Source organism: Bradyrhizobium sp. 35 (genome assembly GCF_023073215.1).
Taxonomy (GTDB): Bacteria; Pseudomonadota; Alphaproteobacteria; order Rhizobiales; family Xanthobacteraceae; genus Bradyrhizobium; species Bradyrhizobium canariense_D.
Genome location: NZ_JADPJC010000010.1, coordinates 98,009 through 110,298 on the forward strand (window position 1 = coordinate 98,009; position 12,290 = coordinate 110,298).

A 12,290-nucleotide genomic window follows, 5' to 3' on the forward strand; every position below is an offset into this window, starting at 1 on the left:
TACATTCTCATTCCTTCCCATGCAAAAATTCATGAGCATATTGGGGCCACCAACGGAGCAAGACGATCATGACGAGACTATCGACCATGCGCGCGGCCGTCCTGGAGTCCCACAACGCGCGCCAGCGCCTCTCAACGATCTCCACGCCCGAGATCGGCCCACGCGAGGTGCTGGTGCGAATCCGCGCGAGCGGGGTCAATCCGCTCGACACCAAGATCCATGCCGGTGCCGCGGCGCATGCACGCCATCCGCTGCCTGCGATTCTCGGACTGGATCTCGCCGGCGTGATCGAGCAGACCGGACATGACATCTCGCGGTTCAAGCCGGGCGACGAGGTCTATGGCATGACGGGAGGCGTCGGCGGTGTACAGGGATCGCTCGCGGAATTCGCCGCTGTCGACGCCGACCTGCTGGCACTGAAGCCTGCCAATCTCAGCATGCGGGAGGCAGCTGCCCTGCCCCTCATCTTCATCACGTCCTGGGAAGGACTGATTGACCGCGCGGCGCTGAAGGCCGGCCAGAAGGTGTTGATCCATGGCGGCGCAGGCGGCGTCGGCCACATCGCGATCCAGATCGCGCGCGCGTTCGGAGCAGATGTGTTCGCGACCGGCTCGGCATCGCAGCGCGCCACCATCGAAGGTTTTGGCGCAACCTTCATCGACCGTGACACCGCCATCGCGACTTATGTTGCAGAGCATACGGGCGGCCGCGGCTTCGACGTCGTCTACGACACCGTCGGCGGTAAGGTCCTCGACGCCTCCTTCGAAGCCGTACGCCGCTTCGGTCATGTCGTGAGCGCGCTCGGATGGGGTACGCATGGGCTTGCGCCGCTCTCGTTCCGCGCCGCCACCTATTCCGGCGTGTTCACGCTGCTGCCACTGCTGTCAGGCGAAGGCCGCGCGCATCACGGAGAGATCATGGCGGAGGCCACTCGCCTGGTTGAGGCGGGCAAGCTCTTGCCGCTGCTGGATCCGCGGCACTTCACGCTGGAGAGTGTCGATGACGCCTATGCGCTGATCCGCGATCACGCGACGCAGGGCAAGCTCGTCGTGGATATCTGACGGCGCTCGCAGAGAAGTCCCCTCCCCCCGATGGATGAGGCGCAAGGCGGGGCGGCGGAGACCCGCACGCGCAGTCCCGACTAGTCCTCGCTGGACGTCGCCAAGCGGTTGCGCAGATGGGCCTGCGACAACAGAAAGAACAATGCGCGCTCGCCATGATATTTGGCGGACGGCCGAGTGCGCTCGAAGCCATCGGCAAATTTCTTGCCGGATTGGTCGCACACCTGCCACCGCCAGCCGAACCGCTTACGCCTGGTGAGGATCACTTCGAACATGCCGACGAGCTTGGTCCCCTGCTCCTTGCCGGTCTCGCAGACGCACGAGCCTGCTCCGGCCTCCCCCGTTGGAGTGATGTCCGACATATAACGCGGCAGGATGGAAAGCGAATAAAATTGATTATCGGAAATAGGTATCTTGCACCGGCTGTGAGGAAGTCGCGGCGCCGCTGGAATAAGCCGGCGGTGCCGGTGTTGATCGGTCCTGCTTGGTAGCGCTGCCAGAGCTGTTCAAATCGAAACGCCAACAATCGCAACAGCAAGCGGAGCAGCGGAAAGCATCTGCTTTCGCACACGGGACTGGCGGTAATGAGATATGGGAATCCATGCGCTGAATGAGAAGTGTTCACCAGGCACGAAGACCAGCGTCGGGCCGCATGCGGCATCACCGCTCAAGCACTACCGCGCGACGACCTCGACTTCGCCGTCGACGCCGTTGACGACATTGAAGCCGCGCTCGTAGACCTTGCCCTCGTTCTTGGCGATGGCGCGGTATTCGCCTTCGGAGAGCACGACGCGGGGAAAGGCGCCGATCGATTCCTTGATGACGTCGCCGCCCGGGGTCAGTACCGACCAGGCGGTGTTGGCGAGCGCCTCGCCGCCCCTGTCGCTGACGAGCTTGAGCGTGATGACGGCAGCGCGGTGGGTGATGGTGACGTCGGTGAGCTTGCTGGCCTGGACGCGGATGTCCGAGCGCACCACCGAATTGGCGTCGCCGTAATTCGAGATGATGTAGTAGGTGCCCTCCGGCAGCAGCACGACGTCGCCGGCGGCCACGTTCGGCACCAGGGAGGCGCGTTCGCCGGATTCGAACTGGCTCCCCTTGTAGATCGCGAACGAGATCTGGTTCTGCGGAATGCGACTGGTGCCGACGCGGCCCTCGATGCGCAAGCCGCCGGCGGGCAGCACGAAGGACTCGCGATCGGTCTCGGCTTTCAGGCTGACGGTGCGCACCGCGCTGACGAGGCCAAAGGCGACATGCACGACGTAATTGCCGGGCGGCAACACGATGTTTGGCGTGGCATTACGATCTTCGCGAATCAGCTTGAAGGTGCCGTTCTCGTCGGGACGATCGGCAAACACGCGCCAGACCAGGCCGCTGGTGATCGGCGGGGTGTCCTTGCCGTATTTCGCGGTCAGCGACAGCACGCCCTGTCCGGGCACCGCCGCGTTGAGCGGCGGGGCGGATGGCACAGTCGTGACCGCGGGCGGCGGCATGCTGGGCGTGGTCGGCTGCAACAGGGTCGGCGGCAGGCTCGGCGGTCCGGCACCCGGGCCGGAGGGCGGCGCCAGACTGACGGCACCGCCGGGATCGGGCACCGAAGCGGGCGGCACCGGCGGCGGACGATCGGAGAAAAGCTGCGCCTGCGCAGCATTTTGGCTAAGAGTATAGAGGCAGGCAGCAAGGACCAGCACCGGCAGCAGCGATGTGCTGCGCCGCCATCCGATGATGCCGTCACCCCCGAGAGTCATGCCACCTGCTTTTCACCGAAAACGCGGCAAATTCAAGCCTCTGGATCCCCGGGAAATACGGCCAATACGGTTCTTTGGAACCCGGCTGACGCCTGCGTGATTACCCCAGGGGCACCCGTCCCTCGCCATACTCCTGCCCCGCGCGCTTCCCAAACCGGCATAAACCATGCTTCGGCCCGGTTCTGGCGGAGCGCGAGTGCGGTGCCTAGTCTGACGGCGGGTCCCGGCGTAGGAGAGTTTCGGTGCTGGACATATTGAAGGGTCGGGGTTCGAACAGCGATAAGGTCGGCGAGAAAGTCGGCTTGGGCAGCATCCGCCGGCCGGTCATCGGCCTTGCCCTCGGCGGCGGCGCGGCGCGCGGCTTCGCTCATATCGGCATTATCAGGACCCTGCTCGCCAACGGAATCGTGCCTGACGTCGTGGTCGGCACCTCGATCGGCGCAGTGGTCGGCGGCCTCTATGCAGCCGGCCGGCTCGATACGCTGGAAGAATGGGGCCGCAGCCTGCAAGGCATGCGCAACATCCTCGGCTATCTCGACATCCGCCTCAACGGCTCCGGCCTGATCGGCGGCGAGAAGCTGGCGACCCGGCTCGAGGCTGCCTGCGGCCAGAGCCAGATCGAGGATCTCCCGGTCAAGTTCGCCGCCGTCGCGACCGAGGTCCGCACCGGCCACGAGATCTGGCTGACGCGCGGCCGCGTGGTCGACGCGATGCGCGCCTCCTACGCGCTGCCCGGCATCTTCTCTCCGGTCCTGATCGGCGATCGCTGGCTGGTCGACGGCGCATTGGTGAACCCGGTGCCGGTCTCGGCCGCCCGCGCGCTCGGCGCGGAAATCGTCATCGCCGCAAATCTTTCCAGCGACATCTTCACCTATTCGACGACGGTCTATTCGCACGGCGCGATGCCTGAACCGGTGATCCCCGCGACCGAAGAGCCGGCGTCAAAGCGGCGCTTCCCGAGATTCTTCTCGCCTGAGAAGACGGTGAAGCGCGAGTTCTTCGGCGGCGGCAGCGCCCGGCCCGGCCTCTCCTCGGTGATGGTCGACGCTTTCAACATCATGCAGGACCGTATCACCCGGGCCCGCCTCGCCGGCGATCCGCCCGACATGCTGATCACACCGCGGATCGGCCAATTCGGCTGGTTCGATTTCCACCGCTCCGAAGACCTCATCGCGCTGGGCACCCGCGCAGCCGAGCGTGCGCTGGAGTCCATCCAGGAGGCAATCCACGAACTGGCGCCCGCGCCCGAGGGCGCCGCGCCCAAAGCCGACCAGCAGGCCTGATCAGGCGGTCTACTGATCAGGCAGTCTTGATGTAGTCGCGCAGAGCTTCCTGCTCGGCCTCGTATTCCTGCACCCGACGCTTGACGATGTCGCCGATCGAGATCAGGCCGACCACCTTGCCGTTGTCGACCACGGGCAGATGGCGGAACTTGCCGGTGGTCATCATCTCCATGAGTTCGGCGACCGTGTCGGTCTCCTTGCAGGTGACCACCTTGCGGGTCATGACCTGCGAGACCGGCTCCTCCAGCGCGCCGGCGCCGCGCTCGCCGATCACCCGGACGATGTCGCGTTCCGACAGGATGCCTTCCAGCCGGCTCTGGTTCATCACCAGCACCGCGCCGATCTTCTTGTCGGCGAGCAGTTTGACCGCGGCAGCCAGCTTGGCGTCGGGCTCGACGCTCATGATCTGGTGGCCCTTGGTGTTGAGAATCGAACGTACCGTCATTGTCGCCTCCCTGAATCGCAACCGTCCGCTGTTCGCGGTCCGGACTTGTTCTTCGAGTCTTCAACTAACAGTTTCAGCGCCGGTTTCACGTTCAGGCGCTTTGCGAAGCATCGCCGCTAGCGGCCTGTCGCTTCGGAACATTCTTCTCGGGAATGATGGATGAATTCGGGCGGCGCCGCAAGCGCCGCTTCAAATGCGGTCTGAAATGTCCCGTGATGACGCATCCGCAGCATCACTTCGCACGCGCGGCACCGGATCGAACAGCGCGAACAGCAACAGGCCGGCAAGGAAGCCGCCGATATGCGCCTGCCAGGCGACGCTCGTGGTCTCGCTGTCGACGCCGATCGCGCCGACGCCGAAGACGATGTTGACGCCGAACCACACCGCAAGAAAACCGAGCACCCGCCCGTCGCGCAACGCGCGCGACAGCGGCAGCGCCGGAACTCTTGCGGCGGTATCGGCATCCGATCGGCTGAACGACAGGAAGCTGCCGCGAACGAAGGCGAAGCGGATCGCCGCCGCCATCGCGCCGGACACCGAGGCCGAGGCGCCGATCATCGGCGCCACCGCGTGCTCATGGGTGACGAGATGGGCGAGCGCGCCGGCCGCCGCCGTCACCGCGAGGAACAGGAAGAACCTGATGGCGCCAAAGCGCCGCGCCAGCGCGCTGCCGAACGGCAACAGCCACAGCACGTTGAAGCCGAGATGGGTGAGATTGGCATGCAGAAGCGAATAGGTGACGAAGGTCCAGACCTTGGCGCCGGCTCCGCCGGGGATCTCCAGATTGAGCAGCGAGGAATCGTAGCGCTTGGGGATGAAGCCGAAGACGTCGATGGTCCAGTTCTCGAGCTCCGGCGGCAGCAGCACCCGCAGATGGATCACCGCGAGCAGGAGGATATAGGCGGTCAGCGCGAACGGCAGCGTCAGGATCGGCTCGCGCGGAGCCTCCTCAACGACGGCCGGCACCCCCAGCGAAGCATCTTGCGACGAAGGATCTTGCGGCGGAGAATTTGGCGGGAATTCCAAGGGCGGCTTCGCTTTCAGGCGCGATCGGAGCGACAGGCTTCACGACAGGCCTTGGAGATAGTCGCCTTTGCCCGCGCTGCGCAAGTGCACAAAAGGAAAAGGCAGGGCCCTGGGAAAGCCCTGCCTATCCGTGTCGGACTTCCGGTACCCAGAGAGACGGGAGTATCCCCACCCCTCCCCGCGGCCGGTGACCAAACTGTTTGACGCCTGTGTACAGGCCTCGCCGAGAACCTGGAGAAAAGCGGCGAGGCTTGCGACCGCGATCACCATAGCAGCGGGGCGGTGCACGGAAAGCGCATAGTTAATTTAACGTTAACGACGCAAAGGCAGCGCCAGGAGCACCGAAAATGCCGCTGCGGCATGGACGCTGCAAAGCCCCTCCTGCACAACAACACAGGGATCGCGGCTGCACTGAAGCGGGACAGGTTTGTCCCGCGAGGTTGCGCCCCGGGGTAAGCGTTCAGCCATGAAACATCCGTCGAGCCGCGAGTTCTTCGCATATTGGGACACCAAGCGGGGCACCGCGCGGGCCCCTGACCGGGCCGATATCGATCCGGCCGCCGTGCGCGGCCTGCTCGGTGACATCTTCGTGCTCTCCTGCGAGCCCCATCTCGGCTTTCCGTTCCGCGTCGCCGGCACGCGCGTCTGCGCCCTCGCAGGGCGCGACCTCAAGGATGCGAGCTTTGCGGCGCTGTTCAACGAGGCTAGCCGCCGCGAGATCGAGGAGATCACGACCATCGTCGCCGACGAGAGCCTCGGGGCAATCGCCGGCGTCACCGCCGCGCGCGAGGACGGCAGCAAGGCGCATCTCGAGCTGCTGCTGCTGCCGTTCAACGCCCGCCCGCATACACCGGTGAGCGTGACGGGCGTGCTCGCGCCGTTCGACGACGAATGCGGCGCGCTGGGCCCGTTCGCCCTCACCTCCTGGCGCTATCTGCACCAGCCGGAAAAACTGCTGCCGCGCGCGATCCGCAAGCTGCAGATCGCACGCGGGCTGATGGTCTATGAGGGGCTGCGCTAGGAGTGCACCCTGCTCACGGCATCGCCAGATGCCAGGCGCCGTTCAGAAAGCCGTCGCCGGTGACGTCGCCGGGCTTGGTGTCCTTGGCAAAGGTGTAGAGCGGCTTGCCCTTGTAGGCCCACTGCTTCGAGCCATCGTCGCGCGTGATGACGGTGTAGCCGTCGGCGGCCGCATCGCTCGCCTCGGCCTTCAGCACCGGCCAGTTGGTCGCACACGGACCATTGCAGGCCGACTTGCCGTCAGCATCCTTGTCGAAAGTATAGAGCGACATGCCCTTGGGGTCGGTAAGCACGTTCCCTTTGTCGGTCTTGCCGGTCTTGGTCGGCGGTGCCGCGAAGGCAGCGGGAAGCAGCGCCAGCGATATTGCGAGCGTGAGCGCGAGGCGGATCGATGACGTCATGGTCTCTCCTGTCAGGCAATGGGCTTGCATGGGTAGGACGCCGCGCGAGCCGTCGTATTCCTGAGATCGCGGCAAAGATATTTTTCGCTGCAAGCCTCGTCGCATCGGAATAAACTGGGATGATGGAGATGGACGACGGATCGACATGAGCAAGCCGCATTGGCGTCCCGCGCGCGCCCCCGATCTGCCGGCGATCAGCAAGATCGCAGCACGGATCCATCCCGATCTGCCTGAAAGCCCTGAGGTGTTCGCGGAAAAGATGCGGCTCTATCCCGATGGCTGCCGCGTGCTTGTCGCGGACGACGGGATCGTCGGCTATGGTTTCGCGCATCCCTGGATCCAGCACCGGATTCCGCCGCTCGACGGCTTCCTCGAGCAATTGCCCGGCGGTGCGGATTGCCTCTATTTGCATGACATCGCGGTGCTGCCCGACTTTCGCGGCGGCGTCGCGCGCGACTATGTCGTTGCGACCGAACAGCTCGCGCGCGCGTCAGGAATCGCGACGCTCGCATTGGTGTCGGTCTACGCCACGCGGCCGCTGTGGGAGCGTCTCGGCTTTCGGCCGGTCACGGCGGATGCGGAGCTGCGGGCGAAACTCGCGTCCTACGGCGACAGCGCGACCTACATGCTGCGCGACCTCGCTGCGACGTAACGCCCCTCCCCGTCGACGCCGGTAGGCCGCCGTCAGGCGCGATGCTTCTTTTTAGTCTTCGGCTTCTTCCCGGCGGCGCCCTTCTCAGACCACGACGTGACCGAGGGCTCAGCGTGGCCCGGCTTGTTCTTGTGCTTTTTCTTCTTTGCGAAGGAAGGAGCATCGTCGAATTTCGGTGTGCGTTCGCCGTACGGCTTTTCGTGCGGTTTACCGTGTGGCTTGCCGTGAGGTTTGCCTTGCGGTTTGAACCCGTTCGGCTCGCGCGCGCGTTCGCCCTGGCGTTCACGATGATCGCTGTCGCCGATCTCGCGCCGCGGCGCGTGGGGCCGCTCTTCCGAAGCCGCCTGTCGCTGCGGCGCATCCGCCATCGGCTCGAGGCGGATATTGTCTTCCTTGTCCGGACGCTTGATCTTCACGGCGAAGGATTCCGCGACCCGCTCGGAAATTTCGAACTCGGTCGTGGTGTCCATGATCTTGATCGCGCCGATGTCGTTCTTGTCGATGCCGCCGCGGCGGCAGATCATCGGCAACAGCCAGCGCGCTTCCGCATTCTTTTTTCGTCCGATGTTGGCCCGGAACCAGACGCTGCCATCCGCCATGCCATGTTTCGACGACGATTTTCCCGCTTTGGGCCGCGCCCTTTCGGGCCGATCATCGCCACGCGATGCGCGGATATCGTCGCGCGGTGCGCGCGTATCATTGCGGCCGCGATCCTCGCGCGGCCGACTGCTCCGCTCGCCGGGATCCATAATGTCTTCGGGCGACGGCAGCCGCGCGCGATAGAGCCGTGCGAGTGACGCGGCGATCTCCTCGGCCGACCGCTCGGCCAATAGCGCCTGCGCCAGCGCCAGATCGTCGGCGGTGGTCTCCTCCGTGAACAGCACGTCCTTCATGCGCTCGTGATCGAGCTTGCGGATCTCATCCGGCTGCGGCGCCGTCCCCCAGACCGCGTCGATGCCCGAGACGTTCAGCAGCATTTCCGCACGCCGCCGCCGCACGGGCGGCACCAGCATGACGCTCGTCCCCTTGCGGCCCGCGCGGCCGGTGCGGCCGGAGCGATGCTGCATGACCTCGGCGTCGTTGGGCAGGTCGGCATGAATGACGAGGTCGAGGCTCGGCAGGTCGATGCCGCGCGCGGCGACGTCGGTCGCCACGCAGACGCGCGAGCGTCCGTCCCGTAGCGACTGCAGCGCCGTGGTTCGCTCGTTCTGCGTCAATTCGCCTGACAAAGCGACCACGGAGAAGCCGCGCTCCAGCAGCGCCGCCTGCAAATGCCGGACACCATCGCGCGTGCTGCAAAACACCAGCGCGCTCGGCGCCTCGTAGAAGCGCAACACGTTGACGACGGCGTGCTCGGCATCGCCGGGCGCGATCCGGATCGCGCGGTACTCGATATCGGCGTGACCGCCTTCGTCGCCGGCGACCTCGATCCGGAACGCCCGCTGTTGATACTGCTTGGCCAGCGCGACGATGCCGCGCGGGAACGTCGCCGAGAACATCAGGGTGCGGCGCGTGTCCGGCGTGGTCTTGAGGATGAACTCCATGTCCTCGCGAAAGCCGAGATTGAGCATCTCGTCGGCCTCGTCGAGCACGACTACCTTCAATTCCGAGATGTCGAGACGGCCGCGGCGCAAATGATCGCACAACCGGCCGGGCGTGCCGACGACGATATGAGCGCCGGCCGCAAGCTCGCGCTGCTCGCGCCTGGGGTCCATGCCGCCGACGCAGGAGACGACGCGCCCGCTCGCATGCTCGTACAGCCACGCCAGCTCGCGATGGACCTGCAAGGCAAGCTCGCGGGTCGGCGCCACGATCAGGGCAAGCGGTGCACCCGCCCGCTCGAACCGCTCGGCGTCGCCCAACAGGTCCTTGGCCATGGCGAGCCCATAGGCCAGGGTCTTGCCGGAGCCGGTCTGTGCCGAAACCAAGAGATCGCGGTCAGCGGCCTCGTCCGTGAGCACGGCGAGCTGAACGGGGGTCGGACGGTCGTAATTGCGCTCGGCCAAAGCTCGGGCGAGCGGCGCACTCATGGTCGGAAAAGACACGGGATAAACCTTGGTTGGTCCAGGCGCGGAACGTCGAGCCGCGCGACCTGAAGCTGCGTAGGCGGCAAATGGTCCAGCCGCACGCGTGGTGATCTGATTTGGACGCTCTTTACGCCAAGTGCGGGCAAATCACCATGCCTATGACGCATGGCTTTGGTGATGCCGAGAAGAAGCTTACTGGCCAGCTCGACCCACTACATCCAGCGTTTTCGGGGCATTTTACTGCATATAGCGGGATTTTGGGGCGAGGCTGCAGATTTTCACGGCCACCTCGCTTAAATTATGCGCGGTTGAAGCTGCCGGAGACGCACAACAGGGCTAAGCTCAGGCCGATTGAACTAGGGAGCACGACGATGCGATTGGCAGTCATTTCCGATATCCACGGCAACCTTGCCGCGCTCGAGGCGGTGCTGGCCGACATCAAGGCGCGTGGCGTCGATCGTACGGTCAACCTTGGCGATTGCGTCACCAGCCCGTTGTGGCCGAAAGAGACTTTCGAAGCGCTCGAGGCGCTGTCGTTGCCGACCGTACGCGGAAACCATGATCGCTGGATTGAGGAGTTTCCGGACGACAAGCTCTCGTCGGCGGGTCTGTTTGCGCGCAACGCATTGACTGCGGAGCAACGTCTCGCACTCCACAGCCTGCCTTCCCAAATACGGCTGGACGATGGGATCCTGGCCTGCCACGGCACGCCCGAGAACGATACGACATGCCTGCTGGAAGAAACGCTCGACGACGGCCGCTTCGTACCGGCACGCCGCGACGTGCTGGCAATGCGCCTCGCGAGTGAGCCGACGGCGCGTGTGGTGCTGTGTGGTCATAGCCACCGCCAGGCCGTCGTTCACGGACCTCATGACTGTCTGGTTCTCAATCCAGGGAGCGTTGGTTGCCCGGTCTTCGCAGACATTCCCGTTGCCGCAAACCTGGAATACCGCTCGCCGCACGCGCGATATGCAATCCTCACGAAGCGACAAAGGGGCTGGCAGGCCGAACTCTTGGCCCTCGAATACGATTGGGACGCCGCATCGTCCCGTGCCCTCGCCAACGACCACCCGAAATGGGCGCAGGCCATATCGTCGGGATATGTCAAATAACTGCTGGCATCGCTCGACCCAAATTGTGCCGCACGGAAGAACGGGAGAACACATGGCCGACGGAATCTCGCTTGCCGACAAGCTCGCGACATTTGGGGATTTCTGGTCCCCACGCACGATCACGACCTTCAACGATTGCGACGTGATGGTGGTGAAAGTGAAGGGAGAATTCACCTGGCACAAGCATGACGACACCGACGATTTCTTTCTCGTCCTGAAAGGCAGTTTGGAGATCGAATTACGGGATCGCACGGTGACGCTTGGTCCGGGCGAACTCTATGTCGTGCCCAAAGGTGTCGAGCATCGCCCGGTCGCGCGCGAGGAAGTTCATCTCCTGCTCATCGAGCCGACCGGCACGCCGAACACGGGCGACAAGGCCACCGCCGCGGACCGCAAGCTCGCATAGATGGCAACTCGCCCAGCGCAGCTCTATGCCTGCAGCCTTAATCCCTGGAGGTCACCAGGCTGCTGAAGCCGCCGACCAGTCTAGCTCTTGCCCGCACAAGAGTGTCCCTGGCCGCGCGGCTCAGTGCGCGGATGGCGCGCCAGGCGTCGGTTGCCTGCAGCCACGCCTTCACCTCGGAGTACTTCCCATAGGCCCAGGCGAAGGCCGGAATCCGCATCAGCTTGTCGCGCGTGAGATGGAACAGGCGCTCGACCAGCACCAGCTTAAGCAGTTCGCCGACAAGAAAAGTCACGGCCCCCATCACGATTTGCCCGGTCGCCGCGAGATAGGCTGCCACGGGCTTGACCGGCTCCAGGATAATGACGGGTACCGAAAACAAGGCGAGCGAGCAATAAGGCGACAGCGATCTGATCCAGCCCCGCAATCGCTTCAATTGGAGATGCCGCCCGATCCAGCGCGAGATTGGCCTCGCCACGGCCATGAAGACCGCATCCACCAGGAAGTAGATGGCGGCCGCGATGTAGGTCAGGGGCTTCAGGTTCTGCTTCACGATGAACTCTCCCGTGAACTGAAAGCCGTAACCTGGGCCTAAGTTTCACCCCGGCTTGAATAACTCGCGGATTTTCGATGGAACTTTTCGTGTACGGGCCCGCCGCTGCCCGGTTCAGATCTCCGCATAGATCTCCAAAAGATTACCGTCGGGGTCGCGGAAGAACAGCGTCCGATGCCCGAACGACTGGTTCGTCGGCGGTGACAGCAGCGCCACGCCGTGGCGTGCGAGTTCGTCGGCACACGCATCGACTTCGGCCGCGGACACCTTGAAGGCCAGTTGCAGCGAGGCACTGCCTGCCGGCGTCGGCGCGTCAGCCGCGGTCCGGCTTGGCCTTGCAAGAGCCAGCGTGTTGGGGCCCAAGCCGTACTCGATCCAGTCCGGCGACAGCTCCCGCAGCAGCGGAAATGCGAGAACCTCCTGGTAGAAGCGCCGCATCGCCACCATGTCGCGCGCGAAAATGACGGTGTAGTCGATCGCACGGATGGCGCGGAAGGGCGAGCGGGTGCGTTGGATCGGTTCGGTTGTCATCTCGTCCTTCATTCAAAACGCCGGCCCG

General features: G+C 64.6%; 14 protein-coding genes. 6 read left to right on the forward strand and 8 right to left on the reverse strand.

The annotated features are described in order from the left end of the window. Positions 1-68: 68 nt before the first annotated feature. The gene (locus IVB36_RS01120) at positions 69-1,061 is read left to right on the forward strand and encodes a zinc-dependent alcohol dehydrogenase family protein (protein WP_247390258.1); all 993 of its coding nucleotides are present in this window, start codon (positions 69-71) and stop codon (positions 1,059-1,061) included. A gap of 80 nt (positions 1,062-1,141) precedes the next feature. Here the strand turns inward: IVB36_RS01120 and IVB36_RS01125 are convergent, their stop codons facing one another. Continuing rightward, entirely contained in the window at positions 1,142-1,423 is a 282-nt protein-coding gene (locus IVB36_RS01125) for a hypothetical protein (protein ID WP_018455363.1), read from the reverse strand. A gap of 312 nt (positions 1,424-1,735) precedes the next feature. Next, a complete protein-coding gene (locus IVB36_RS01130) occupies positions 1,736-2,809 on the reverse strand; it encodes a hypothetical protein (protein ID WP_247390260.1) in 1,074 nt (357 codons plus the stop codon). 242 nt (positions 2,810-3,051) lie between these two features. On the opposite strand from IVB36_RS01130, the gene IVB36_RS01135 reads away from it, so the two are divergent. Beyond that, positions 3,052-4,092: a patatin-like phospholipase family protein gene (locus tag IVB36_RS01135; protein ID WP_085361736.1), complete on the forward strand. Its 1,041-nt coding sequence runs from the start codon at positions 3,052-3,054 to the stop codon at positions 4,090-4,092. A 16-nt stretch (positions 4,093-4,108) separates the two neighbouring features. On the opposite strand, the gene IVB36_RS01140 is transcribed toward IVB36_RS01135, so the two are convergent. Both IVB36_RS01140 and IVB36_RS01145 read right to left on the reverse strand, forming a co-directional pair. Beyond that, a complete protein-coding gene (locus IVB36_RS01140; protein ID WP_085351136.1) occupies positions 4,109-4,537 on the reverse strand; it encodes a CBS domain-containing protein in 429 nt (142 codons plus the stop codon). A 189-nt stretch (positions 4,538-4,726) separates the two neighbouring features. Continuing rightward, positions 4,727-5,503 carry a rhomboid family intramembrane serine protease gene (locus tag IVB36_RS01145; RefSeq protein ID WP_018455359.1) on the reverse strand — a complete coding sequence of 259 codons (777 nt, stop codon included), beginning with the start codon at positions 5,501-5,503 and terminating at the stop codon, positions 4,727-4,729. Between the two features lie 526 nt (positions 5,504-6,029). On the opposite strand from IVB36_RS01145, the gene IVB36_RS01150 reads away from it, so the two are divergent. After that, positions 6,030-6,584, forward strand: a complete 555-nt coding sequence (locus tag IVB36_RS01150) for a PAS domain-containing protein (RefSeq protein ID WP_085351135.1) — start codon at positions 6,030-6,032, stop codon at positions 6,582-6,584. Positions 6,585-6,597: 13 nt separating this feature from the next. Here the strand turns inward: IVB36_RS01150 and IVB36_RS01155 are convergent, their stop codons facing one another. Continuing rightward, positions 6,598-6,984 (reverse strand): hypothetical protein, encoded by a 387-nt coding sequence (locus IVB36_RS01155; RefSeq protein ID WP_166517712.1) that lies wholly within the window; start codon positions 6,982-6,984, stop codon positions 6,598-6,600. Positions 6,985-7,129: 145 nt separating this feature from the next. On the opposite strand from IVB36_RS01155, the gene IVB36_RS01160 reads away from it, so the two are divergent. Continuing rightward, positions 7,130-7,636: a GNAT family N-acetyltransferase gene (locus IVB36_RS01160; protein WP_085351133.1), complete on the forward strand. Its 507-nt coding sequence runs from the start codon at positions 7,130-7,132 to the stop codon at positions 7,634-7,636. Positions 7,637-7,668: 32 nt separating this feature from the next. Here the strand turns inward: IVB36_RS01160 and IVB36_RS01165 are convergent, their stop codons facing one another. After that, on the reverse strand, positions 7,669-9,666 hold the full coding sequence (locus IVB36_RS01165) for a DEAD/DEAH box helicase (RefSeq protein ID WP_247390342.1): 1,998 nt from the start codon (positions 9,664-9,666) through the stop codon (positions 7,669-7,671). A gap of 368 nt (positions 9,667-10,034) precedes the next feature. Between IVB36_RS01165 and IVB36_RS01170 the strand changes: the two genes are divergently transcribed. Both IVB36_RS01170 and IVB36_RS01175 read left to right on the forward strand, forming a co-directional pair. After that, a complete protein-coding gene (locus IVB36_RS01170; protein ID WP_085361731.1) occupies positions 10,035-10,775 on the forward strand; it encodes a metallophosphoesterase family protein in 741 nt (246 codons plus the stop codon). A gap of 52 nt (positions 10,776-10,827) precedes the next feature. Then, positions 10,828-11,181, forward strand: a complete 354-nt coding sequence (locus IVB36_RS01175) for a cupin domain-containing protein (protein ID WP_085361730.1) — start codon at positions 10,828-10,830, stop codon at positions 11,179-11,181. Between the two features lie 37 nt (positions 11,182-11,218). On the opposite strand, the gene IVB36_RS01180 is transcribed toward IVB36_RS01175, so the two are convergent. Next, positions 11,219-11,731, reverse strand: a complete 513-nt coding sequence (locus IVB36_RS01180) for a hypothetical protein (RefSeq protein WP_085385015.1) — start codon at positions 11,729-11,731, stop codon at positions 11,219-11,221. 114 nt (positions 11,732-11,845) lie between these two features. Beyond that, positions 11,846-12,274, reverse strand: coding sequence for a VOC family protein (locus tag IVB36_RS01185; RefSeq protein ID WP_204511594.1), 429 nt, complete (start codon positions 12,272-12,274; stop codon positions 11,846-11,848). Positions 12,275-12,290: the final 16 nt, after the last annotated feature.